This window comes from Bifidobacterium mellis (assembly GCF_000967265.1).
GTDB lineage: Bacteria > Actinomycetota > Actinomycetes > Actinomycetales > Bifidobacteriaceae > Bombiscardovia > Bombiscardovia mellis.
Window position 1 is genome coordinate 1,451,518 of the sequence record NZ_KQ033885.1, and the last position, 24,643, is coordinate 1,476,160.

At 60.8% G+C, this 24,643-nt stretch carries 20 protein-coding genes and 2 tRNA genes; 8 read left to right on the forward strand and 14 right to left on the reverse strand.

The genetic code is table 11. From position 1 onward, the window contains the following. Window positions 1-18: 18 nt before the first annotated feature. The gene (lysS, locus tag JF70_RS06220) at window positions 19-1,647 is read right to left on the reverse strand and encodes a lysine--tRNA ligase (RefSeq protein ID WP_045935674.1); all 1,629 of its coding nucleotides are present in this window, start codon (window positions 1,645-1,647) and stop codon (window positions 19-21) included. Between the two features lie 128 nt (window positions 1,648-1,775). Here lysS and JF70_RS06225 point away from each other — a divergent pair. Next, a tRNA-Pro gene (locus JF70_RS06225) sits at window positions 1,776-1,849 on the forward strand. A gap of 122 nt (window positions 1,850-1,971) precedes the next feature. Here JF70_RS06225 and JF70_RS06230 read toward each other — a convergent pair. From JF70_RS06230 to JF70_RS06245, 4 genes are all read right to left on the reverse strand, one after another. Beyond that, a complete protein-coding gene (locus JF70_RS06230; RefSeq protein ID WP_045935675.1) occupies window positions 1,972-2,871 on the reverse strand; it encodes a ribokinase in 900 nt (299 codons plus the stop codon). A 176-nt stretch (window positions 2,872-3,047) separates the two neighbouring features. After that, window positions 3,048-3,731, reverse strand: a complete 684-nt coding sequence (gene rpe / locus JF70_RS06235) for a ribulose-phosphate 3-epimerase (RefSeq protein ID WP_045935676.1) — start codon at window positions 3,729-3,731, stop codon at window positions 3,048-3,050. A 12-nt stretch (window positions 3,732-3,743) separates the two neighbouring features. Beyond that, window positions 3,744-4,745 carry a LacI family DNA-binding transcriptional regulator gene (locus JF70_RS06240; RefSeq protein WP_045935677.1) on the reverse strand — a complete coding sequence of 334 codons (1,002 nt, stop codon included), beginning with the start codon at window positions 4,743-4,745 and terminating at the stop codon, window positions 3,744-3,746. 115 nt (window positions 4,746-4,860) lie between these two features. Then, window positions 4,861-6,435, reverse strand: a complete 1,575-nt coding sequence (locus tag JF70_RS06245) for a PTS transporter subunit IIC (RefSeq protein WP_082069431.1) — start codon at window positions 6,433-6,435, stop codon at window positions 4,861-4,863. A 404-nt stretch (window positions 6,436-6,839) separates the two neighbouring features. Here JF70_RS06245 and JF70_RS06250 point away from each other — a divergent pair, with 404 nt between their 5' ends. The 3 genes from JF70_RS06250 to JF70_RS06260 are packed head-to-tail and all read left to right on the forward strand — an operon-like array spanning window position 6,840 to window position 11,143. Further along, a complete protein-coding gene (locus JF70_RS06250) occupies window positions 6,840-8,873 on the forward strand; it encodes a DUF4037 domain-containing protein (protein WP_052690783.1) in 2,034 nt (677 codons plus the stop codon). Window positions 8,874-8,885: 12 nt separating this feature from the next. Beyond that, window positions 8,886-9,542 (forward strand): DUF4125 family protein, encoded by a 657-nt coding sequence (locus JF70_RS06255; RefSeq protein WP_045935679.1) that lies wholly within the window; start codon window positions 8,886-8,888, stop codon window positions 9,540-9,542. A gap of 44 nt (window positions 9,543-9,586) precedes the next feature. Then, entirely contained in the window at window positions 9,587-11,143 is a 1,557-nt protein-coding gene (locus JF70_RS06260; protein ID WP_045935680.1) for an alpha/beta hydrolase family protein, read from the forward strand. Between the two features lie 346 nt (window positions 11,144-11,489). Here the strand turns inward: JF70_RS06260 and JF70_RS06265 are convergent, their stop codons facing one another. Beyond that, window positions 11,490-13,415, reverse strand: a complete 1,926-nt coding sequence (locus tag JF70_RS06265; RefSeq protein ID WP_082069432.1) for a PspC domain-containing protein — start codon at window positions 13,413-13,415, stop codon at window positions 11,490-11,492. Window positions 13,416-13,540: 125 nt separating this feature from the next. On the opposite strand from JF70_RS06265, the gene JF70_RS06270 reads away from it, so the two are divergent. Continuing rightward, window positions 13,541-14,842: an ATP-binding protein gene (locus JF70_RS06270; RefSeq protein WP_045936198.1), complete on the forward strand. Its 1,302-nt coding sequence runs from the start codon at window positions 13,541-13,543 to the stop codon at window positions 14,840-14,842. Window positions 14,843-14,941: 99 nt separating this feature from the next. Next, window positions 14,942-15,643, forward strand: a complete 702-nt coding sequence (locus JF70_RS06275) for a LuxR C-terminal-related transcriptional regulator (RefSeq protein ID WP_045935682.1) — start codon at window positions 14,942-14,944, stop codon at window positions 15,641-15,643. Window positions 15,644-15,651: 8 nt separating this feature from the next. Here the strand turns inward: JF70_RS06275 and JF70_RS06280 are convergent, their stop codons facing one another. Then, window positions 15,652-16,329, reverse strand: coding sequence for an HAD family hydrolase (locus JF70_RS06280; RefSeq protein WP_045935683.1), 678 nt, complete (start codon window positions 16,327-16,329; stop codon window positions 15,652-15,654). Window positions 16,330-16,517: 188 nt separating this feature from the next. Here JF70_RS06280 and JF70_RS06285 point away from each other — a divergent pair, with 188 nt between their 5' ends. Then, complete coding sequence (locus JF70_RS06285) at window positions 16,518-17,144, forward strand: Type 1 glutamine amidotransferase-like domain-containing protein (protein ID WP_197069111.1); 627 nt, start codon at window positions 16,518-16,520, stop codon at window positions 17,142-17,144. A 10-nt stretch (window positions 17,145-17,154) separates the two neighbouring features. Here the strand turns inward: JF70_RS06285 and JF70_RS06290 are convergent, their stop codons facing one another. The 7 genes from JF70_RS06290 to JF70_RS06320 form a co-directional block, all read right to left on the reverse strand. Beyond that, entirely contained in the window at window positions 17,155-18,714 is a 1,560-nt protein-coding gene (locus JF70_RS06290) for a ClC family H(+)/Cl(-) exchange transporter (RefSeq protein WP_420804945.1), read from the reverse strand. Window positions 18,715-18,841: 127 nt separating this feature from the next. Next, the gene (locus JF70_RS06295; protein ID WP_082069434.1) at window positions 18,842-19,441 is read right to left on the reverse strand and encodes a YbaK/EbsC family protein; all 600 of its coding nucleotides are present in this window, start codon (window positions 19,439-19,441) and stop codon (window positions 18,842-18,844) included. Window positions 19,442-19,451: 10 nt separating this feature from the next. Further along, window positions 19,452-19,949, reverse strand: a complete 498-nt coding sequence (locus tag JF70_RS06300; RefSeq protein ID WP_045935686.1) for a hypothetical protein — start codon at window positions 19,947-19,949, stop codon at window positions 19,452-19,454. A 169-nt stretch (window positions 19,950-20,118) separates the two neighbouring features. Then, window positions 20,119-20,203: transfer RNA gene (locus JF70_RS06305), tRNA-Ser, on the reverse strand. Window positions 20,204-20,296: 93 nt separating this feature from the next. Next, window positions 20,297-21,583, reverse strand: a complete 1,287-nt coding sequence (gene serS / locus JF70_RS06310) for a serine--tRNA ligase (protein ID WP_045935687.1) — start codon at window positions 21,581-21,583, stop codon at window positions 20,297-20,299. 174 nt (window positions 21,584-21,757) lie between these two features. Further along, entirely contained in the window at window positions 21,758-22,633 is an 876-nt protein-coding gene (sdaAA, locus tag JF70_RS06315; RefSeq protein WP_045935688.1) for an L-serine ammonia-lyase, iron-sulfur-dependent, subunit alpha, read from the reverse strand. Between the two features lie 12 nt (window positions 22,634-22,645). Beyond that, a complete protein-coding gene (locus tag JF70_RS06320) occupies window positions 22,646-23,323 on the reverse strand; it encodes a serine dehydratase beta chain (RefSeq protein WP_045935689.1) in 678 nt (225 codons plus the stop codon). Between the two features lie 220 nt (window positions 23,324-23,543). Here JF70_RS06320 and JF70_RS06325 point away from each other — a divergent pair, with 220 nt between their 5' ends. After that, on the forward strand, window positions 23,544-24,638 hold the full coding sequence (locus tag JF70_RS06325; protein ID WP_045935690.1) for a diacylglycerol/lipid kinase family protein: 1,095 nt from the start codon (window positions 23,544-23,546) through the stop codon (window positions 24,636-24,638). Window positions 24,639-24,643 lie beyond the last annotated feature (5 nt).

Below are 24,643 nucleotides of genomic sequence, written 5' to 3' on the forward strand. Positions count from 1 at the left end.
CGTCCCTCCCCTGTTATCTCAGACCAGCGGCTTGACCAGCGGGAAGGTGATGGTCTCGCGGATGGATGCACCGGTAAGGGCGATCAGCAGACGATCGATGCCCATGCCCATGCCGCCTGCTGGAGGCATGCCCACCCCCAGGGCCTCAAGGAAGTCCTCGTCAATGTCCATGGCCTCGACATCGCCGCGGCTGGCCATCTTGGCCTGCTCGACGAACCGCTGCCGCTGGACCACCGGATCGTTGAGCTCCGAATAGCCCGTGGCCAGCTCGAACCCGCGCACGTAAAGGTCCCACTTCTCGACCACGCCCGGCTTGGTGCGGTGGGCCTTGACCAGGGGCGAGGTCTCGACCGGGAAATCACGCACGAAGGTCGGCTCATACAGCTTGTCCTGCCAGAAGTGCTCCCAGAGGTGCTCGACCAGCTTGCCGTGGTTCTCGGCCGGCTCCTCCTCCAGGCCCAGTTTGTCAGCAATGGTCCGAAGATGGTCCACGCTGGTCTGCGGGGTGATCTCCTCGCCCAGGGATTCGGAAAGGGACTCATACATGCTGATCTGATGCCAATCGCCGCCGAAGTCGTATTGGCTGCCATCCTTCAGGGTCACCGTCAGCGAACCTGCCGTGGCCATGGCCGCCTTCTGAATCAGCTCCTTGGTCAGCTCTCCGATGGTGTCATAGGTGCCGTAGGCCTGATAGGCCTCCAGCATGGTGAACTCCGGGGCATGGGTGGCATCCACGCCCTCATTGCGGAAGTCGCGGTTGATCTCGAAGACCCGCTCAATGCCGCCGACCAGGCAGCGCTTGAGGAAGAGCTCAGGGGCGATGCGCAGGTAGAGGTCGATGTCGAAGGCGTTCATATGCGTGGTGAATGGCCGGGCCGCAGCGCCGCCATGCACGGTCTGAAGCATGGGGGTCTCGACCTCCATGAAGTCGTGGTCCTCGAAGGTACGCCTCAGGGAGGAGACGGCCTTGGAACGGCGGCGGACCATGGCCCGCACATCCTCATCGGCGATCATGGCCAGGTAGGGCTTGCGGGTGCGCTGTTCCTCGGTCAGTTCCTTGTGAAGGGCGGGCAGGGGCTGCAGGGCCTTGGCCGCGATGTTCCACTCAGTGGCGAAGACGGAGAGTTCCCCGGTCTTGGAGGCGACCACACGGCCACGCAGGTAGAGGTGGTCGCCCAAGTCGACCAGCTGCTTGAAGCGCTTGAGAGAATCAGCGCCGATCTCACGCTTGGAAACCATGCCCTGGATGCGCGTGCCGTCGCCTGCCGCCAGCTGGACGAAGCAGAGGCCGCCGCCGTTGCGCAGGAAGAGGACCCTGCCGGCGATGCCAACCACATCCTCGGTCTCCTGGCCAGGCTCAAGGCGGTCCTGATACTTACGGCGCACATCCTCAATGCGATCGGTCACATCCAGATGGACCGGGTAGGGCTCAATGCCCTCCTTGAGCATGAGAGCCCTCTTGGCCACACGCATGCGCACCTGTTCGGGATGGCCTTCAGCGCTGTCCGTCAGGTTGCCGGGATCAATGGCGTCATCCAACTGGGCGCCCTGATCGATCTTCTCCGTGATGGCCATATCCTGGTCGAGCAGCGCCTGAGCACGCTCGACCGTAGTCAGACGAGGGGTTTCTTCCGATGAGTCATTCATAAACTGCTATTTTACGCATGAGCCGGTACTTGGCCCAGGGTACCGTCGACCAGCAAGCGGTTGAACGGTCGCGCCGCGCAGACGATGGCGTTTGGCCGACGGTACGTGTACTATATAGAACGTTGTCACGGGGTATAGCGCAGCTTGGTAGCGCGCTTCGTTCGGGACGAAGAGGCCGGGGGTTCAAATCCCCCTACCCCGACAAATGCGATTAGAGGCCGGCAGATAATGCCGGCCTCTTCCTTATCCCTCTTAATTTTCTTACCGCATTTTTCACTGCGCGTGATTACTCGTCAAACTGCATGCAGCTGTGCTTGACTTCGGTCAGCTCATATCGGCCAAGGTGGGGAAGACCTGATGGTTGCCCACACGACTGACCTTGATGGCGGCCGCCTTGTTGGCAAAATTCACCGCCTTCAGAAAATCCCCATGCTGGGCATAGTTGACCGCAAGGGCGCCGGCAAACACATCACCGGCACAGACGGAGTCCAGTGCGTGGACCTTGACTGAGTCGATTTCGTAGATCTCCCCCTCATGCAAAACCACGCTCCCATCGGCACCCAGCTTGACGATGACGGTCTTCGGCCCCATACCGGCTATGGCTTTGGCAGCCTTGACCGCCTCCACCTTGTCGGTCACATGAATACCGGTGATCCGCTCGGTCTCCTGCTGGTTGGGCGTGACACAATCAGCATAGGCGAGCGCCTCGGGGAAGAAACCGTCAGCCGGAGCGGGATCAAGGATGATGTACATGCCCTTGCGTCTGCCGGCCTTCAAAGCAGCCAGAACGGACTCGCGACTGGTCTCCAGCTGCATAAGCAGAACCGGAGCCTCCATCTGATCCAAGGCTGTATCCACTTCTGCGGCCGTGATGGTGTCATTGGCGCCAAGGGTTCCCACCATGGTGTTCTCGGAGGTCTGATCGACCTGGACGATGAATGTTCCGGTCCCCTCATTGCCATTGCGCATGACGAACTGGGTATCGACTCCCCAATCGCTTAAATTGTCAAGCATCTGCTTGCCTGCGCCGTCCTCACCGACCGCGCCCAGCATGGCCACCTTGCCTCCCAACTTGGCTGCAGCCACGGCCTGATTCGAACCCTTCCCGCCCGGCAGCATGGTGATGCTCCTTGCCGTAGCCGTATCCCCGCGTCTGGGATAGCTGGTCACCAGGGCCTTGACATCCAGATTGATGCTGCCCAGTACTATGACGTCATAATGCATGATAATCTCCTCAAGATTGGTATGAATTTGCCGCTATCAGGCAAGGCTTCGCCTCACGCAGCGGCTCTCGGCCTTAGCGTGTGATGTGTTTTACAACTGGTTTGGACTCAGTCGGCAAGCATGCTGATGCGCAATAATCTGTTCATCAGTAACCGATCGAGAACAAGAAACGGATGTCAGACCTCTTGCGGGCCCACCGCCTCCTTGAAGAGTTCGCGCGTGGCGCGGACATTCTCAGCCAGGCTACGGCCTTCGCGGAATATGGCGCTGGTGCCTCCGATGAATCTGGTGGCTCCTCTGCGCACGCATTCAGGAATGGTCTGCCGGCCGATGTTCCCATCCACCTCAATGGGGATATTCATGCCTCTGTTGCGGATTCGATCGGCCAAATCACTGATTTTGCCGTACATGGGCTCGATGAATCGCTGCCCTGCGAAGCCGGGATTGACCGTCATCAGAATCACATAATCCGTGACGTCGTATACGTAGTCCAACACGTCCAGCGGCGTAGCCGGGCTGATGGCCACACCGGCCTTGAGACCTGCCTTATGGATTGCCGTCAGAGTCCCCTGCAGGTTTCTGGTGGACTCTGCATGAATGGCGATTCCGGAAGCCCCGGCCAGAGCGAACATGTCAATATAGCGTTCCGGCCGCTCCACCATCATGTGCAGATCCAGCGGCTTGTCGGTAATGGCCCGCACCTTGTGTACGAAGTCGGGACCAAGGGTGAAGTTCGGAACGAACGATCCGTCCATCACATCGATATGGTAGAAATCAACACCCGCCGCATCGAGCTCCCTGACATCACGTTCCAGATTGCCCAGATCGGCGCACATGAGCGATGGCCCTATTTCCAGCATTACATCTCCTATTTACGCGCCCCTTGTCTGTGAGCTGTCACGAATGACAAGGTGCGGTTCGATTGAACGTTTCTGCGGCTTCCCCTTGCTGGACACTGTGCTTTCGAACAAATCCATGATCTGCTCGCCTATGTCCTCGGGAAGCTGATTGACCGTGCTCAGACGCGGCACGGAATATTCAGCCAGTTCAATGTCGTCATAGCCAAAGACCCGCATATCCCGGGGTATCCGGATTCCCAGGTCGGTACAGGCTCTCATGGCTCCGATGGCCAGAATGTCATCAGAGCAGAAGATGCCATCCACAGACCCCGGGTGATCCTCCAGGAAACCCTTTGCTGCCTGGTATCCGCCGGCCAGGGAGAAGGAAGTCGTCAGTTTGGCAACCGGCTTGGCCCCTGCCTCGGTGATCGCCTTCAGGTACCCGGCATACCGATCCTCGGAGCTTTTTTCCTGCTCAGGTCCCGATATGAACATGAGATGACTGCAGGAACCCTGTCGGATCAGATACCTGGTGGCCTTGTACCCTCCCGCTCGGTGGTCCACATATAAGGCCGAATACGGATGCGAGAAACATGCCCGGTCCATAGTGAGCGTGAAGATGCCTTGGTTGTTGAGCTTGGTCAGATCCTCCTCATCAACGAACAAGGAGCTGATGATGGCCCCGCGGACTCGGATGCCCTCCATAAACCGCAGATAATAATCGACCTTATCGCGTTCATCCCTGCTGTTGCATAGATATATATGGAGTCCCCGCCGGTCAGCGGCCTGTTCTATCCTCTCTGACAAATCAGCAAAGTAGGGATTGCCCAGGCCGGGAACCAAGAGAGCGACCAAATCCGATGACTGCTCGGACAGGGTCCTTGCCACGAAGTTCGGCTGATATCCAAGCTTTTTGACTATGGCGTTGACCTTGCTTATTGTCGCATCACTGGCCCCTCCTTTCTTGTTGAGAATGCGCGACACGGTTGCTGTGGAAACACCGCTCAGCTCCGCAATATCCCTAATCGTCACCATCAGTCGATCCTTATATCTTTGCGATGGAGGGCCCTGCATGGGATGGATTCCCTGGGCCTAACCGGTTACTTCAGGTTAAACCGGAGACGTGATTTCAGCGAGGTTTCCAGGACTTCTATAGACCGGAGGCATCACCCCCGACTCCAGCTCCTTCCGGCTCGCCCGAGCGCTTGCCGGCAGGAGGCAAAGAAGGTGATGAAGATTCCTCGGCTGCGGCGACTCCACTCTGTGCGGAAACCGAACCAGCCCCAGGGGCGGCATCGAGCTGGTCAACAGCAACCGAACCGACACTGATTCCTGCTGCCGCCTCCCTGCGAAGCCTCCTGATATACCAGGCGAAAAGTGCAATGTAAGCCAACAGAGCCAACAGAGCCAGACCGATGGTTTTCAGATCGAGGGTACGAACCGCATTGCCGATCAGCATGGCCAGCATCTTCTCCAGCGGATCTGAATCCACGGCCGAGAACATCTCGTTCTTGCCCAGCCCGGCGGGGAAGACACCCATAGTCTTCGAAGTCTGGGTCAGGAAGGGCGATATCAGGCTTGCGGCCCAAAGGAAGAGGGGAATCATGATGGTTCCTATCAGGGTCATTCTCACCACCTTGCCCCTGGCTCCTATGAGGAGCGAGGGCGCCAGTACGGTGAGGATGATCCCTCCGAGAGGCAATACCGAATTGCCGGGAAGGATCATGGCAATCAGGAGCAGGATGGGCGCCAGGATGTTGGCCACAGCCCAGAGCTCGGCCCGGGAGGCCAGGATGGGCCAATCAATGGCGATATACAGCTTGCGCCCCTTCATGCGACGCTCCATGAAAGAGGTGACCCCCTGGGATAGGGGACCGATAGCGGGAGCGAACCAGTCCCCTACGACTCCGAATAGCTCCAGGCAGACACCGGAGGAGAATGCCAGTGCGCAGATATGGGCGGCATCCTGGCGACCTAGAAGACCCACGAATACGCCCAAATATGCGCCTATGGCCCCCTTGCTTCCCAGGAATCCGATCTTCTTGTTCAGGGTCTCGGCATCGAAGTCGAACCGATCGATGAAAGGCAGGACCTTGCTGATCAGACGGTCAAGGAGGACAACCACTGGAGTGACCAACAGGGCAGGGTGTGCCGTGGTGGTGATGTTGTCCTGATCATAGCCAAGCAGATCATCAATGGTGGGCTTCATGGCATCAGCGTTGAACAGCATCAAGGCATAGATGAAGACCACGAAAACGGACATGAGGAAGAAGTTCCCGCCGGCGCTCCAGTTGATGAGAAGACCGAGTATGGATACATTCCAGATGTTGAACAGATCGACGTTCAGGGTGTTGGTGAGCTTCAAGGCCAGCATGACCAGATTGGTCACAATGCAGATAAGAGCGAAATAGAGCGTGTACAACGAGCTCCAGGTGATGACGGCGATGGGTGCCCAGCCCAGATCCGTGACCGACAGCTGAAGGCCGGTATAACGCACGAAAGCCTTGAGAGCCGGACTGAAGGTGTTGGTCAACAGCCCAATGACCGCACTCATGCCGGTCAGGGCCATGGCCATTCTCAAACCGCCTTCAAACGCCTTGGACAGTTTGACGCCGAAGGCCAGCGACAACAGGGTGATGATGAAGAACATCATGGCCGCGCCGCCCAGACCTATGAACCAATTGAAACCGTGGTCCAGGGCCTGCACAACTGAATCGAGATTCATGGTGCTGCAATACCTCCTTGTACGACAACGATTGCGTAACCGGTTACTCAAAGTCTTATACCATTCGTCGCGATCGCGCAAGCAGCCGCTTGGCAAAAATGCCAATCACGACAGGCTCAGCACTTGATTTTTCATTGTCATTGCAGCGTTTTATGGATATTCAGAAAGTCGCGACACCATTTGGACAAACCGTCGTTTCCGCCTTTGACGTCATTGCTTATCCCGCTAGATTACGAAACCGATTACTCTTTGTCCATAGATAACGGATGTCGCTGACTGTGAGCAAGCCGACCCGGACCCGCAGTTCCCCGCAGAAGTTCAAGCCGTAGAATGTATATGAATAATCGACGCATCGTATGATCGCGTGCATCACGATTCCATCATTGATGACGAGCGGAGGCCACATGGACGAGGTCGGTTGGCAGGACAGCAAGCAGAAAGAGCCTCAACAGTCCTACATGCAACCGGACGGCAGCTTCGGCACCCAAGCCTTCCTGGACGGACTGGATGCCATCTTCAACGTCGGCAAGGCCCGTGATCAGGCCGAACCCTACCTGCAGCAGGCGCTGGTGGATGCGGAGAATGCGGGCGACGACGCCGGGCTACTGACCGTGCTGAACGAAACCATGGGCTTCTACCGGTCCCAGGGCCGCCACCAGGAGAATATGTGGATGATCCAGCGCGCCATCGAACTGGCCTCGCGCATGCGCATCGAGGGGTCCGAGGCCTGGACGACCACCCTGATCAATGCAGCCACAGGTCTGCGGGCGGCCAAGAAGTACGACCAGGCTGAGGACCTCTACCGGCAGGCGCTTGCCTCCGCAGCCAAAACCCTCGGGCCCAAGGACCGGCGGCTGGCGGCCCTGCACAACAACCTGTCCATGCTCTACAGCGAAACCGACCGGCCCGACCAGGCCGAACAGGAGCTGCGCCAGGCCATGGACATCCTGGAGACTTCCAGTACTGATCCTTCCCGGGATCTGGATCTGGCCTCCACCCACACCAATCTTGCCCTCCTGCTCATGCAGCGCAAGGACAATCCGCAGGCTCTGCGAGAGGCCTGGGACCAGGCCCGCACAGCCCTGGACATCTATCGAACCGGCCACCTGGAAAATAGCGCACACTATGCCTCGGCCCTGGCTGGCTTTGCCCAGGTCTGCTACATGACCGGGCGCTTCGGCCAGTCGGCGGACACCTACCGAAGGGCCCTGGCCATCATCGAGGACCGGTACGGCAAGGGCAGCGACTATTACCAGATCACCAAGGCCAATCTGGACCAGGCCCAGGCCGCCGCGGAAGCAGCCGGGGACAAGGACCAATCCAAGCAGGCCGACGAAGCAGCATCCAGCCAGCCGAAAGCCAGCTCAGATCGGACCCCGGCCAGAAATCACAGCAGTGACAACGATCGGCATGGCTCCCAGCCGGATATTCAGGGACTGGACCTGGCCAAGGCCTACTGGGAGCAGGTGGGCCGTCCCATGCTGGAGGAACGCTACCCCCAATATCGCGGCCGGATCGCCGTAGGCCTGATGGGCCATGGCTCGGACTGCTACGGCTTTGACGATGCCATCTCCCGGGACCACGATTTCGGCCCTGGCTTCTGCCTGTGGCTGACCAGCGAGGATTATCGGGCCATTGGCGACCAGCTGCAGAAGGACTACGAGGCCCTGCCCACCGAATTCATGGGGTTCGGTTCGAGAACCGACAGCGTCAGAGCCAAGGGAGCCGACCGCCGCGTGGGCGTCTTCGAGATCGGCGCCTTCTTCGAATCCCTGACCGGCTACCGTCAGGCTCCCCCGGAAGGTCACCCCCACGAGTGGCTGCTCCTGGACGAGGCCACGCTGGCGGCGGCCACCAATGGCAGGATCTTCGCGGATCCTCTGGGACAGATGCTGGCCACCCGGCAGGGGTTCAAGGCCATGCCCGACGATGTGCGCTTCTGCCTAATCTCCCGCCGGCTGGGCATGATCGCCCAAGCAGGCCAGTACAACCTGCCGCGGAGCCTGCAGCGTGGCGACGGGGCTGCAGCCATGCTGTCGATCAACGAATTCATCAAGGCCTGCGCCTCCCTGATCTTCCTGATCAACAATCCGCTGACCGTCGGGTATCTGCCCTATTACAAGTGGACCTTCGCGGCCCTGCGGCGGCTGAGCAGACGAATGGCCACCAGGCTGGCCGACCTGACCGAGCAACTGGAGGACATCCTGCGCCTGGCATCGGCTGCCTGCTACGGGGGGCAAGGCTTCGGCGAGGGCGGCAAGGGAGCCCGGCCGGCCGCCGAACGCGTCACCGAGCTTGTGGAGTCCATCTGCGCAAGAATCGTAGAAGAGTTGCAGGCGGAGGGCTTGACCAACAGCACGGAAACCTTCCTGGAATGGCAGCGCCCCTATGTCGAGGCCCACATCTCCAGCGACGATCCGGTTCTGCACAGCATCTGAAAGGAGCCAAGGATGGCAAACGACGAGCAATGTCAGGATGAGGAATCCCTGCGTGAGCGGATCGTCCGCCACGAATGGGAGCAGTTCCAGCAGGTCAACAACGAGGGTGGTCCGGCCAACTGTCAGGGCAACTGGCCCATGTTCCACCAGATGCGTCTGAGCCAGTTTCTGACCTGGCCGCACCCCCTGCTGACCAGCTATGCGGACGACCTGGATCAGGCCGACAAGGTGGGGCGCAACCTGTTGACCGAGAAGTACGGGCGGATGATGGAGTCCACAGCCCCGGACCAGTACCACAGCAGCATCGCCCCCTACCTGCCCAGGCTGGGCCTGGAGCGCCAGGAGCAGCAGGAGCGCATCATCGACCGGCAGGTGGCCTGGGCCAAGGACTTCCGCGAGCGATACCCCCGCCTGGGCCAGGAGATGCGGGTCCTGCGCACCAGCGAGGACACGCCGGAGGCCACCTCCTTTGAGACCTATCTGCGTGGCGAACTGGGCACCTATTCGGCACGGACGCTGGATCTTTACCAGTCCATGGTGGACCGGATCGCGGCCCGGGGCGGCAACCTTACCGAGGAAACCATCCTGGCCACGGTGCAAATGAATGGCTTTGAGACCCTGGACGAAGCCGAGCAGGCCCAGGACAGAGCACCTGAACCACAATCATGAGGCCCATCTGACCAACCAGTCGCGCGGTCGGGTAGAGTTGACGGGTGCAAAAGCTGAAACGGGCGGGTTTCACCGCCGCCTCCTTTGTGGTCATCCTGCTGGTCATGCTCCTTTTGGGCCAAGCCATGACGCCGGACTGGCAGGTGGAACCCTACCGCGACCATCTGCAGGTCCCGACCCGGTCCACTGCCATCGCCTCGAGCCTTGGAGCCACCACCCCTGAGGGCACCCACCCCGTCAGGGAGCGGAAGATCGGCATCACTCTGGATGGCGGGGTTCGCATCCAGGCCATCATCAGAGAGCCAGGCGACCGAAAGGGCACCGGACCAGCCTGCCTGTTCATCCATGGCGCCGGAACAGGCAAATCCTCCGAGGTGTACGGCGACCTGGCTTCAGCCATGGCCTCAGCCGGCATCACCACCCTGGTGCCTGACAAACGTCTGGACACCTACACAACCTTCCACCGCGACTATCAGGCCATGGCCGCCGACTATGGGCGTTCCCTTGACCGTCTGCGCTCCTGGCCGGGCGTGGATCCGACCAAGGTGGGCCTGTACGCCGAGTCCGAGGGCACCTGGATATCGACCATCATGACCGCCAAGGATCCCGGCATCGCCTTCTCCATCCTGACCTCGCCGCCCGTCTACCCGGGACGGCGGCAGATGGCCATGGCGGCCACCAGCTACCTGGACCTGATCGGCGCACCCAAGGGGATCCGTAACGTGATACCCCGGCTCATGGGCATGGATCTGTCCCTGCTGGGCCTGGAGTACGCCGACTTCCCCTCCCTGCCCTATCTGGACCAGCTGCGGATGCCGGTCATGATCAACTTCGGGACCATGGACGTCTCCATGCCGGTCGAGCAGGGTGCGCGCGAGATCATCAGCAGAACACACGCGAACGGCAACGACAACGTGACCCTGCGCTACTATCCCACCAACCATCAGATCCGCACCGGCAGCAGGCTGGCCAAGGCCGGGTTACCCCTGGAACCCAGATACACCCATAATCTGGAAGACTGGATCAACGCCGTGGCACTGGGCACCCAGGCCAACCAGTGGTCCACACCCATGATTGCCGGCAGCCAGCCCCATCAGCTCAATCAAGTGCCCGAGCACACGAATACAGGGTTGATACCTTCACTGACCGCCCTGTTGACCCTGATGGCCAGTGGCCCCATTCTGCTGGCTGCCGCCCTGGTCTCTGCCCTGATTGGAGCCTTGGGCTCACATCTGCGGGCTCGAGGCAAAGACCGCAGACAGTCAGGTTTCAGCAAAGGCCTGACCGGACGGCTCTGGTCGTTAGGCTTGTTAGCCGCAGGACTTATGACTGGCCTGCTGGCCTATGCCTTTACTGTGGTCCGCAAGGCGCTTGGCCTTATGCATCTGTCCTCGATGATGGCATCATGCTGGTCCCTGTTGTCCGTTCTGTGTCTGGTATTCATCCTGCTCTTGGCGAGCACCCTGACCTCTATCTTCAACCGAGCTGACGGCAAGCCGGCTGTCGCCGGGAGTGTCCACTGGCTGACCCTGACCCTGACCCTGCTGGGGTCTCTGGCCATCCTTGGCAGCCTGATCTTCTGGAATATCCTGGTCTTTTGAGACAGATCGGGTGCGCCTTGCCGATGCCAGCCAGGCTAATACAGACGCTCCAATCAGCACTACGCCCAGGCCGGCAAAAATCAATGGAATAACCCGCTGCCAGGGTACGACTATGGTCAGATCCGTACCGTAACGCAGAAAGACCAATCCTAGAGCCAACATGGTCAGAGCCAAAAGTCCAACCAGGGCGCCAAAAATGATGGTAGGCAGGCTGGGCCCGCTGGGACGGACCGGCTCCGGCGGCTGCATCCGAACCTGGTAAATCGGGGGTGGGGATTCAACCGGCATGGCCTTGGTGATGCGTTCCTGACGATCCATCGGCTGGTCTCCTTCTGGTTGCTGCGTATCAGTCATCTTCCTGGTCCTCCCCAAACTGCCATGGATTGTAGCTGTAATCCCAATAATCATTGATCAAGCCGCTGTAGAGCTGCGCCCGCCTCGGCTGGGTAGCACTCCCCCGGGCTTGCACGGTGACCCGTGCACCGGCCATGAGATTGGCTTCGACGATCAATTCGGGCTCGTCGGGCATATGCCACTGATCCTCCTTGGACGCTCGCAGGGCTTCCTCCCAATCGCGTCGTTCAGCTGATGACGACGTATTGCCCCACCACATCCAGTTTCCTTGTTCCGTCTCGGTTATCCAGTCAGCCGCCCCTGATCCCAAGACCCTGTAGAGGTCGGCGTGTTCCCTATAGGACAAGCTGCATCCCTTAGGTATGAGCAGGCGAACGTCAGCATAGGCCACAGCCAGGCGGACGGTGCCCGTCGGGCAGCCTGAGACTGTGCTCACCGCATCATCCATAATCTGAACACGATGGGTGCCGTGTTTCTGCTCATAACCAGTCAGGTCAATGACGGCACTTCCCTGATCGTGCTGGTCTCCGACCAGCTTGATACCGCGGCGATAACGCCTCATGTCCGCACTGTCCGCCCCCAACAAACGCCCGTGGTTATTGCCGTTAACCTGAACTGTGGCGTAGTCGGCCAAGACCCTGCGGTTCTGGGTTTGCTCAATGCCTGGTATGGCCGAACCGGTAGCCAGAATCAGGACAACCAGGCAGGCCATCAAGGCAATGGGGGTCAACCCTCCAGACCTGCGGCCCATCAAGCCCAGGATCAGTATGACCACGCCAAGTGCCAGCGTGACGCATCCAGCCCAGATCAGAGCATAGGCCAAGGCCGCATTCAATCCGCGATAGGGGTTCGTGGCCATCCACCAGACCCCTGCCCCGGAGACCAGGATCAGTCCTGACAGAAGACTGACCAGCATAGGTCCGGCGGGACGACGCCTCAGCCGGGGCGGAACCGACGGACCCTGACGGGCTATTCCCGGCCCTGTCGAGAATGACCCGGCTGTGCCATAGCCCGGCCAGGCACTGAATCCATACGACTGATTCTTGTTCCCAGCAGGTTCTGCAGGGCCTTCTGCCCCCGTCCAACCTCCGGGAGCTGCACCAGCGCTGGGATTGCCCCCATCTTGCGTATTATTCGAATCGCTGCCGGTGTTTGCCGAATCCTCTGTCTCAGAGATGGGTCCAGGAAAGGCTACCTCCCCTTGTTGCTCCGAAGTTCCATACGAATCGGAATGCTCTGGCTGATCCTTGAGTCCTTCCGAGCTCGCATCACTTGCTGTCTGTGCATTGCTTCGCGTCCCTGTGTAATCCTGGTATCCCTCATACCCCGAAAAGCTAGGGTACTCAGGCTGATTCGAATACCGCTGCGAACCTGTGCCATTCGGCCGTTCCGAATACTGCGATCCCATCACCCACGGATCGCCCGAAACCGGCCTGCCGGCATCCGGCCCAGCCCAGTACCCTCTTTGATACTCCAGGGCCTTGTTGCGGCTCCACCGGATGAGCAGATACAGGATCAACGCACCCAAAGCCAGGGAAAAGATTCCGACTCCCAGGGAAAAGATTCCGACTCCAGGAATCAGGATTGCCAGCAGCCAGTAAATGATGATGCCCACCATGGAAGCGTGCCAAATCCCGTGAATCAGCTCCTGGGCAATGATGACCCCACGCCGGTCCGGCAAGACGAACCAGGCAAAACCGTAGAAGGCAGCACCGGTGCCGAAGAGAAAGACCGCCAAAATCATCAGCGCTCTGACCAGGGTCACGCTCCAGCCCAGCCGACGGGCCAAGGCTACGCAGACGCCGCCGATCCATCCCTGGTCGCGGATCAGATAGGACTCCCTGCAGGCGCGGAAGAACCTGTCGGACTTCCACCGCCAGCCGTTATCAGGGCCATTGCCGTTCATGTCGCTACTCATGTCTTCATTACAACACCCAGCGAGCGCAAATCTTATGGGGGAACACCCTGATTCAACCCTGATTTCTTCCCCTTACTGCCTTATCGGCACCGTCCGAAAACGATAATGGAAGCATGAACGCAACCATGCAGGAAGAACAAACGCTGAAGGAACCGCCTCCTCTGCACCCTGCGCGCATGCCCCTGATGAGGCCGCACAAGGGCAGGATCCTGTGCGGAGTCTGCAAGGGCGTCAGTTTGCACCTGGGTATCCCCGTCTTCTGGATACGCCTGGTCATGGTTCTCCTGGCTCCCAAAATGATCACCTGCGTGGTCTACTGCTTTCTTTGGTTGACACTTCCCCAGGGCGATCCCACACAGGCAGCCCAACCGAATGACCCGCGGTCAGCCCCGCTGGCGCCCAGCATCCTTACTGGGCAACCAGGTCAGAAGGAGGATCACAGCATCACTCCCGGGCGGGTAACCAGACTGCTGGCAGGCCTGGGCATCATCCTCCTGCTGACCGCGGTCATTCTGCTCAGCAGCGGTATGCGCCCCGCCTTTGTCGTCCCCTGCCTGCTTTTCTGCGCTGGACTTGTCCTGGCCTGGGTGAGGCCGGAGAACCAAGGAACCGGCTACCACCTGCCGGCCCTGATCGGAAGCCTGGCCCTGATCCTGTCGGCTGCGGTAATCTTCCTGCTGTCCACCCAGGAATTGCATTGGGCCCTGACCCTGATAGTCCTGGCCGGCCTGCTTCTTGTAGGCGTAACCGCGGTGGTCGTGCCCTGGGTCGGCTCAATCATTAGCCAGCTGGGTGATGAACGCGCCATGAAGGAACGCGAGGAGGAGCGGGCCGATATGGCAGCCCATCTGCACGATGGCGTTCTGCAGACCCTGGCCCTGATTCAGCTGCATGCCGACGACCCGCATACCGTCTTCACTCTGGCCCGATCCCAGGAGCGAGATCTGCGCAACTGGCTCTACCAGGAACGCACCCCTTCAGACCGGTCCGTCAGCACCGGGCTGAGCCAGATAGCCGCACAGGTGGAGGACGATTCAGGCAAGCCAATCGAGGTGGTCACCGTGGGAGACGCCATGCCCTGCGCCCAGACCGATGCCCTGCTCAACGCGGCCCGACAGGCCCTGGTCAATGCCGTCACCCACGGCGGTGAACCCATCTCCGTATATTGCGAGGCCCGCAGGAATCAGGTTGAGGTCTACGTGCGCGACCACGGTTCGGGTTTCGATGTGGATGCGATTCCGGCTGACCGCTTGGGAATCCGCGAGTCCATCATCGGCCGGACTCGGCGACGTGGTGGCAGGGTCGAGATCGTCTCCCGTCCTGGTTGGGGCACCGAGGTCAGAATGCACATGCCGCTGTCCGAGGCCAGCCAGCATCAGGAGGGCAAGGTTGGTCAGCGTGAAAAAGGGACCGATGCCCAGCAATGATAGGATGCATGGTGAACCATTCATTCACAGACGCATGCCGGTCCGATCCCACCCACACTTGAGGACCCCGCGTCGGGAAAGGCGGGCTGAACCACGCCCATGACCACGACTGCAGCAGAGCTCCATCAAGCCAAGGATGGGTCCGCAAACATCCGCGTAGCCGTCGTCGACGACCATGAGATGTTCCGCACCGGCGTCATCACCACCCTACAGCCGCATTTTCACATCGTGGGTCAGGCGGCGGACGTGGAATCCTCCATCCTCATGGTCGGGCAGACCCGTCCCGACGTGGTTCTGCTGGATGTGCACGTGCCGGGTGGCCAGGGCGGTGGAGGTGCCGAAATTCTGAGCCGTTCCCATCCCCTCTCCCCCCGGTCGGTTTTTCTGGCTCTCTCCGTATCCGACTCGCCCAGGGACGTGGGTTCGGTCATCCGTGCTGGAGCCCGTGGTTACGTGACCAAGACCATCTCCGCCAAGGACCTGGTCTCCTCAATCCGCCAGGTGCATGAAGGATACGCTGTCTTCTCCCCCAAGCTGGCCGGATTCGTGCTCTCCGCCTTCCAGGAGGACGAGACCGCAGATGCCGGCCTGGCAGAAGACGACGAACTGGACCGGCTCTCTGCGCGCGAGCAGGAGGTCATGCGCCTGATCGCCCGGGGCTACACCTACCGCGAGGTGGCCTCCGAGCTGTTCATCTCCATCAAGACTGTTGAGACCCACGTCTCCAACGTCCTGCGTAAACTCCAGCTGTCCAACCGAACCGAACTGACCCGCTGGGCCGCAGACCGCCGCATCGTCTGAAAGCCCGCTCAACAGGCGATGCCGCGCTGACGAAGAAGCTGACGCAGACCGCGGATGTCATCGGCAACAATCCCATCCATGCCCAGTCGGTCAGCCACGGCAACATGCTCAGGATCCGCATCAACGAAGATCGTATGCCCGGGACTGATGGCGAAGCGGCGCAGGGCCAGACGATAGAAGAGCGAATCGGAAAGGTCCATATGCTCCTCGGATGAGATCAGTACACCTTTCAGCGCAGAGAGCGGTGAAAGGACCTCGGATGCCGCTTCGATCAGCTGACGGGTCGTTGCCGCCAGGCCCCATAGGGTCAGGCCTGCCCTCCGCAGATCCTCCAACAGCTCCGACGCCCCGGGAAGCAGGCCCTTCACTGCCAGGGTGTAGTTTTCCAGACAGATGCGGACCACCCAGGCGACCGCAGGCCCGTGAGTGGTTTCATAGTCGGCCAGTGCCTGCTGCGGATCCACGCCCAGATTGATCTGCCTGCTGACACAGGCGAAACCCCAAGGGTCCTCCGGGTCCAGCACCATATCGATCACCCCGTCAGGGTACTGCCCAACCAGGGCTCGGCGTGGGTCCCGATCCACCAGGGTACCGGGTAGACCGAAGAGGATGCTGCCGCCGGGGGCTGCGGGATCGGGACGGTCGTCGCTGAACTTGTCGTTGCCAGAGAAATCATAATCAGACATGTCACTTGAGATGTCTTGGCCCGATTCCTGCCGAAACTCCTGATGCTGCCTTGCCATGCCCTCAGACTAGGCATCCGGACCTACAACGTGGTCAATCACCAGGTAAAGGCCGTTTCATGGATATATTGAGGCCAGCAATGGTCGGTCCCACGCTTCCGACCTGCCCCAGGGAGGAAGTCCCGCCTGGCATGAAAGGAGCCGTCATGCGTCGGCTGCTGCTCACATCCTCATTCTCCGCTACCGCTGATAGGCTGGCTACCTTCCTCGAAGGCTCGCCCAGGAACCATACGGTGGCCTTCATCCCCACGGCCAATCTTCCACAAGGTTCGGATGGTTATGTCCAGGAGGCTCGCCGGGCCTTCACCGACATGGGCTGTCAAATCGACGACCTGGAGGTCTCGACCGCCGATCCGGAGACCATACGCCGGAGCCTTGAGGAGGACGACCTGATCTACCTGTCCGGCGGCAACACCTTCTTCCTGCTGCAGGAGCTGCGTCGCTCAGGTGCTGCTGATCTAATCAGGCAGCAGGTGGATCAGGGCAAACCCTACATCGGCGAATCGGCCGGCGCAGTGGTGACCGGTCCCGATATCGGCTTCCTGGATGCCATGGATCCACGCTCGGCCGCTCCTGATCTGGAATCCACCGCCGGGCTGGGTCTGGTGGACTTCCGCCTCCTCCCCCACCTTGATTCCGAGCCCTTCGCCGGGGTGACCAGAAAAATTCTGGACCGCTACGGCGACGATGGTCCCATGGTGGCTATCAGCAACAGCCAGGCCGTGGCAGTCCACGGGCAGTGCCTGACTATCCTCTAAAGAGCACCCGTCAGCGACAGAGGCCTTCCATGACCTGACGGGCCTGGTCCAGGCGATCACCCGGACAGAGCAGGATGACACCGTCTCCTGCGAGCAGTCGCAGATCACCAGCGGGAATCAGCCGATGCTCGCCCCTGCGCAGACCGACAACGGCGCATCCGTGCGGCCAGGGAACCTGCCCCAGCAGACGACCAGCCGCCGGGCTGCCATGCTCTATGGGAAACTCGACAGTCACCCTGTCAGGAGCCTGGTCATCGGGAGCATGCCCTCGGCGGTAACGCTCCAGCAGAGCCTCGTAAATGGGCTCGACACGCAACAAATCGGACACCATCAGGGCTGTGAAGGCGCACAGGGCCACGGGAAGCATATGGACCAGTGAGCCAGACATCTCCACCGTCAGCAGGATGGAGGTTATGGGGGCCTTGACCGAGGCCGTCAGGGTGCCAGCCATGGCACAGACCGCGCAGACCGGAATGATTCGAACGGGCATTCCCAGGGCGGCCGCACCCATCCCGCATAGGGACCCGGTCAGCGTGCCGACAGCCAGAATGGGCATGAAGATGCCACCAGGGGCGCCACTGCCGAAGGAAGTGGCCGTAAAGAGCATCTTGACCAGGAGCAGGACCAGCAGGTTGACGGCCACCGACCAGACCAGCTCGCGAACGCCTTCCGCCTTGCCGATCAGGTCCTCGCCGCCACCCAGAACAGCAGGCAGCAGCAATCCGACCGGCAGGGCCAGGAAAAGGGAGATCACCGGTCCCAGCTTCGAGGGCAGATGGCTATAAAGGCTCTGTGCACCCAGCAGCAGACGGTTCATGGCAGCTCCCACCAGGCCGGCCACCAGCCCAAGGGGGATCATCAGCAGATACTGGGCGATGGTCAGCTGCGGCATAGCAGTGAAGTCCAGGACCGGACGCAGACCGAAGCGGTTCTTGGCGATGAAATCAGCACTCAGGCAGGCCATGGCCGCCGAAAGAAGAATCATGGGAGAGAAGGACCGGTGGATCTCCTCCAGGGCGAAGACCATCCCCGACAGGGGCGCGTTGAATGCCGCAGACAGACCGGCGGCCGCACCGGAGGTCACCAGGCAGGTCTCCTCCACACGGTCCCGACGCAATCCACGGGAAACCAGCTGGGAACCGGCCGCACCGATCTGCACCGAGGGCCCCTCGCGTCCCAGAGACAAGCCGAACATGCCGCAGGCCAGACCGCCCAGGAACCGCACACCCAGCACAGGGATGGCAGGCATGCGCATGCCATGGATGACCACTCCCTCCACCTGTGGGATGCCGGAGCCGGAGGCCATGGGAACCCGGTGGACCATCCAGGCCAGGGTCAGGCCTACCAGCAGGGCGGCCAGCAGCCAAGGAAGGATCAGCAGGGGTTGATCACGCATCTGTGCGTAGGCCCATCGAGCGAACCTGGTGCCATAGCCGATGCCCTGCCGGTAGAGCACCACCAGTACTCCCACCAGCAATCCGCAACAGGCGGCCCTGAGCGCCACCAGCCACCGGCTGGCTCGACCCGATCTGGTCGCCTGCAGCTGGTCGGAACGATGGGTCTGATCCATCTCATCTGCCGACGGCTTTCCTCTAGACAGATTCAGCCTCACCGGTCCGCTCCTTCCCTCCTTCGCGCACAACGGTTTCCAGCTTCTCTCAGGGCAGAGACCAGGAGCAATGGCTGAGTCGACGACTTCAACCCTCCGGCAGTATGAACACCTGGGATGCCAGCTTCCGAGCAAGATCCGGCAGGCAGGAGCCAGGCAAGCAGACGGACACATCGTCGGAGCCCAACGGCAGTGCTGTCTGTTCGTCAGTTGCCGTCAGATTGCCGTCCAGGACGGTGGTGTCCACCTGGCCGCGATGGCCCACAAGATCAAGCAGCGAGACCCGACCCGGCACCGTATCCAGACGCTGACGCAAGGTGGCAGCCGAGGCCATGTGCAGCCTTCGACATCCGACCACTTCCCGCACCTGGCGCAGATCCGGCCGCACTATACCCTTGGCCACCAGGAGTATCAGCAGCCCTCCAACATCCTCCAGCAGCAGGAACTTGGACAGGTTTTCTGCAGAGAGCCCCAGCAGGTCAGCGATGCCCAGCTCCATGCCCTGGTCGATGGTGTCCAAAGGCGGATGCTGTACGACGCGCCAATTCGTTCTCAAACCATCCAGAAGCTCTCGCACCGGCTGGGGAACCATCCTGTCCCCCGAATCTAATGGCTTCTTATCCATACCGACCGGGGCGCCAAGGTCTACTCTGGCTGCAGGATCAGTGCTGCCGTTGCCAGGTCTCATGGGTGCCTCATCAGTCGTTGGCCACCTCCGAGTCGGGCTTCAGCTCCTTCTCCTTCTGGCCTATCCGCTTCCTGTCTATGCGATAGTAGGCGTTGAAGAGACCGCCGGAGGTCAGCAGAACGATCAGAAGGACCAGCAGCCATATGTTCTCTTTGGCTTCGTATGTCTCAAGCAATTCATAAGAGGAGGAAACCATCTTCAGCCAGCCTGCGACCGACACGAAGTACCAGGCGGTCGCCTGGTCGAGGAAGCTCAGCGCCCGTCGACGTTCTGATCTGGTCCTGGTAGCCTGACGGAGAATTTCGTGCCCGCGTTTACGTTCCAGCTGGATCTTGACGATGGGCACCAGCCACCACCAGGGCGAGACCTCATCCCAATTCTTGCTGAGCTGATCAAAGTCGTCCAGGAGCTCCTGATATTCCTGCAGCTCCATCAGCCCCTGGAAGAGAGGGAATGTGAAAAGCAACCAGTCCCCGATCAGAGAGACAATGGCGATGAATTGATCCACGACCCGACCTTTCCCTTGCAGAGTCGGCGCCCAAGGGTCGGCTCGCGTGATTACTCATGGCTACCATCCATCATTGTAGGCACCAGGTTCCAGCCCAAACCGCTCTGCAAACAGGGGATTTCAGCGAATACAGGAATGCCCCGGAATGAGCTCCGGGGCATCCACCAGGCGGACAGGGCGGGATTCGAACCCGCGGTGGCTTGCGCCACAACGGTTTTCAAGACCGTCTCTTTCGGCCGCTCAGACACCTGTCCATAAGACGTGCCGATCAGGCACGTCACTCATCATACGACATCAAGATTGGTCCAACCACCAGCGGAATGTCGACCAATCTCGGCAGAGGCGGTTCAGGCCTCCCAGGTCTTGGGCTCGATGACCTCCTTGCCGCCCACATAGGAGCGCATGGCCTCAGGGATGACGATGGAGCCGTCGGCATTCTGGTGGTTCTCCAGGATGGCGACCAGCCAACGGGTGGTGGCCAGGGTCCCGTTCAGGGTGCTGACAGGACGGGTGGAGCCATCTTCCAGCCGCTCGCGCTCGTTGAGGCGGCGGGCCTGGTACTCGGTGCAATTGGAGGTTGACGTCAGCTCGCGGTAGCGACCCTGGGTGGGCACCCAGGCCTCGCAGTCGAACTTGCGCGCTGCCGAGGACCCCAGGTCTCCTGCGGCGGTGTCGATGATCCGGTAGGGCACGTCCACCTTGGCCAGCATCTCCTGCTCCATGGCCAGCAGCTGCTGATGCTGGTCGCGGGAGTCCTCCTGCTTGCAGTAGACGAACATCTCAACCTTGTCGAACTGGTGGACACGGATGATGCCCATGGTGTCCTTGCCGGCGGAGCCAGCCTCGCGCCGGTAGCAGCTGGACCAGCCGCAGTAGCGCAGCGGACCCTTGCTCAGGTCCAGAATCTCGTCCTCGTGCATGCCGGCCAGGGAGACCTCGGAGGTGCCCACCAGATACTGGTCGTCGGGCTCACGCAGGCGATAGATCTCGTCGGCATGGGCATTGAGGAAGCCGGTGCCGGCCATGACCTCAGGCCGGACCAAGGTGGGGGTGATCGTAGGAATGAATCCATGCTCCATGGCCTGGTCCACGGCCATGGTCAGCATGGCGATCTCCAGCCGGGCCACATCCCCGCGCAGGAAGTAGAAGCGGGATCCGGAGACCTTGACGCCCCTGCGCATATCGATGCCGGCCACGCCCACGCCCAGGTCCAGGTGGTTCTTGGGTTCGAAGCCCTCCTTGGCGAAGTCGCGCGGAGTGCCGATCTTCTTGACCACCACGTAGTCGTCCTCGCCGCCCTCGGGTGCCTCGGGCTCCACTACGTTGCTGAACTTCCACATCAAATCGGTGTACCTGGCGTTGGCCTCGTCGGAGGCTGCCTTGCAGGCGTTCACCTTGTCCGACAGGCTCTTGGTCCGGGCCAGGAGGTCGGCTTTCTCATCAGGAGACGCCGAGCCCATGCGCTTACCGAGCGACTTCTGCTCGGCCCTGTAGCTCTCGTAATCCTGGAGTGCGGCCCTGCGCTCGCTGTCCGCCTTCAGCACTTCGTCGACGAGTTCGACCGATTCGCCACGTTTGCGCTGTGATTCACGGACAACATCCGGATGTTCCTGAATGAACCTGATATCTAACATATCTGAATTCTATGACTTTCAGGGGACACGAAAACCGGCCCCGCACACCTCTTTCCGGGCCTTATGACCTCTGCTGCAACCGGTCCGGCCGCCGACCCAGTCGAAAAGAGCAAGAAGGACGGGAAGACGGACGGGAACCGATTGTCCCTGATATGTATATGCGCCTGGCCCGCATCACTTGCCGAATACAGTCTTACGGAACCGTTTGCCGGTGGGGGTGCCCGCGAGCCCGCCGATGCCGGTCTCCCTCAGCGATGAGGGCATGCTCTCGCCGATGGACTTCATGGCTGCAATGACCTCATCGGGCGGGATCCTGCTGACGCCACCCGACAAGGCGATATCAGCAGCGATCAAAGCGTTGGCAGTGCCGATGGCGTTGCGGTTGACGCAAGGCACCTCCACCAGCCCAGCCACAGGATCGCAGACGAGGCCCAGCAGGTTGCTCATGGCTATGGCGAAGGCCTGGGCACTGGAATTGGGATCGCCCCCTGCACCCTCAACCGCTGCAGCAGCGGCCATGCCGGATGCGCTGCCAACCTCGGCCTGACAGCCACCTGTGGCTCCGGAGATCATCGCCTTATTGGCCGTAACCAGTCCGAAAGCCCCTGCCGTGAACAGGCAACGGATCAGCCCATCGTCATCCAGCCCCAGTCGGTTCCTGAGCACGGTGAGCACTCCGGGCAGGGTCCCGGAGGAGCCGGCCGTAGGGGTAGCACAGATGATGCCCATGGCCGCGTTGACCTCATTGGTAGCCATGGCGGCCTCCACGGCCTGCAGGATGGCATCGCCGCTCAGGCTGGTTCGTGTCTTCCGGTAATGCTCCAGCAGAGCCGCCTGACCACCGCTCAGCCCAGTCTTGGAAAATACGCCATCGCCCTGGGACCCCCTGGCCACGGCAGCCTGCATGACCTGCAGGTTCCTGGCCATTCTCTCCCAGACCTGTTCGCGGGTCTGGTGCGAACGTCGCACCTCCTCGTCAATGGCCACTTCGGATATCGACGAGCCGCGCCCTTCGGCCATACTCACGAGTTCAGCGATCGAAGTGAACATGCGCCATGCCTCCTAGTCGATATAAATCATCCGGGACGAGTGACCCGCGATCTGCCTCTGTTGCTGCGCGGACAGCGGATTGTCCAGGTCGAACTCGTACACCGCCATGCCGGCCGGACCTTCGGGCTCATACCTGGTCTGCTTGGTCACGCCCTCTTCCCGAAGCAGATCGCGTATGCGCTCCAATCGCCGACCGGCGCTCTTTTCGGATTCATCCAGTTCCACCAGCAGGATGGGCAGAAGCCCGGGAGGAGTGATCAGGCAGCCGTCCAAGTTGATACGCCGCACTTCAATGGTCCCGCCCCCGATGGAGCAAGCCGCGTAAATCACCCGCCCGGCTGGGCCCTGCAAATCCAGGACAGCGGTATTCGGATGGTCGATGGGACTGGGCTCATCCTCTTCGTGGAAGGTCAGATCCATACCCTGCCTGCGGGCGATGCCGATGGCATCAGGCACCCGGGGGTCATCCGGGGCAAAACCCAGCAGGCCACTGATAATGGCATAGTCGGTACCGTGGCCGCTGTGCGTGCGGGCGAAAGAATCATAGTAATGAATATCAGCACGGCTGGGAACGCCCTCCACAAGAGTATGGCCAACTCGTCCAATGGCCACTGCCCCAGCCGTATGCGAGCTGGAGGGACCAATCATGATGGGACCTATGATGTCGAACACGCTCTTGTACTTATCCATGCCTGCCTCCTCTCCCCATACCCCCTGGCTTTCCCGGACTTCCAGCGCACGAAGCCGTTGCAACTCCAGACCGAGGGGACCACATGGACCGAGTGCCATCTTAACTTCACGGTTTTCACTACTCAATCAGCTCATACTGTCAGCGTGATTGCTGTAGAGGGTTCGTTCACGTCGGACACGCCCAAGGGCTGCGGGTCGGCACGGCGCGCAAAATAGAGTCATGCCAATTCCAGCGGTCGTCATCCTCACCATCCTGGCAGCGGCGGCCATTGTCGTCACTGCGGTGGTGCTGATCGTCCGAGCCCAAAGACGGCATAGGTTCGCCATGCAGATCCTGGCCCGGGACGACGACCAGCTCAGCTACGCTTTCGTCATCAACCCCTCCAAACCCCAGGCAGCCGCCGCCCGCGAGCGCATCCAGCAATACTGCCGGGACAAGGGCATTCGCGAGTTCAGCTTCATCGAAACCCAGCTGGATCGGGACGGGAGGGCCTGTGCCCGCATGGCACTGGAGCGTGGAGCCAACGTAGTCGTTGCCGTGGGCGGGGATGGGACAGTGCGCACCGTAGCCAGCGCCATGGCTTCCAGCGACCATGTCATGGGCATCATCCCCATCGGGACCGGAAACCTCTTCGCGCGGAACATGGGCATTCCCGTAGGCGATCTGGACGCTGCCCTGGCCGTGGCCACCTCGCACGGATCCACCCAGGTGGATGTGGGCCGCATGGCCCTGCTTGACGCAGACGATCAGGACCAAGGCCATGGTCACGCCTTCCTGATCATCGCAGGCATTGGTTTCGACGCCCTGATGATTGACGACACCGACCCCAACCTGAAGAAGACCGTCAGCTGGCTGGCTTATTTCATCAGCGGCGCCAAGCATCTGTTCGCACCCAAGTACACCGCCGACATCGCCATCACCCGGCCCGACCAGGTCACGCAGACCAACACCTCAGTGACCTTCCGTACTTTCATGGCCGGCAACTGCGGGGAGATTCCGGGGTTCTCCCTGATGCCCGACGCCTCCTACGATGACGGCATCCTGGACTTCGAGATCATCGACACCACCGCCGGCCTGATCGGCTGGGCCAACCTCTTCGGGGATGTCATGCATCAGACCATCACCCGCAAGTCCAGCCAGAGCCCCCTGTCGACCAACTCCACCATCGTCCAGCTGCAGGGGACAAAGGCGGAGATCCGCCTGGAGAAGCCCGCCCTGGCACAGGTGGACGGCGACATTCTGGGCGAGACCCGCCACATCGCACTCAGCGTGGAGCGCCGGGCCCTGGACGTGCGGGTGCCCCAGTCCGACTGAGACTG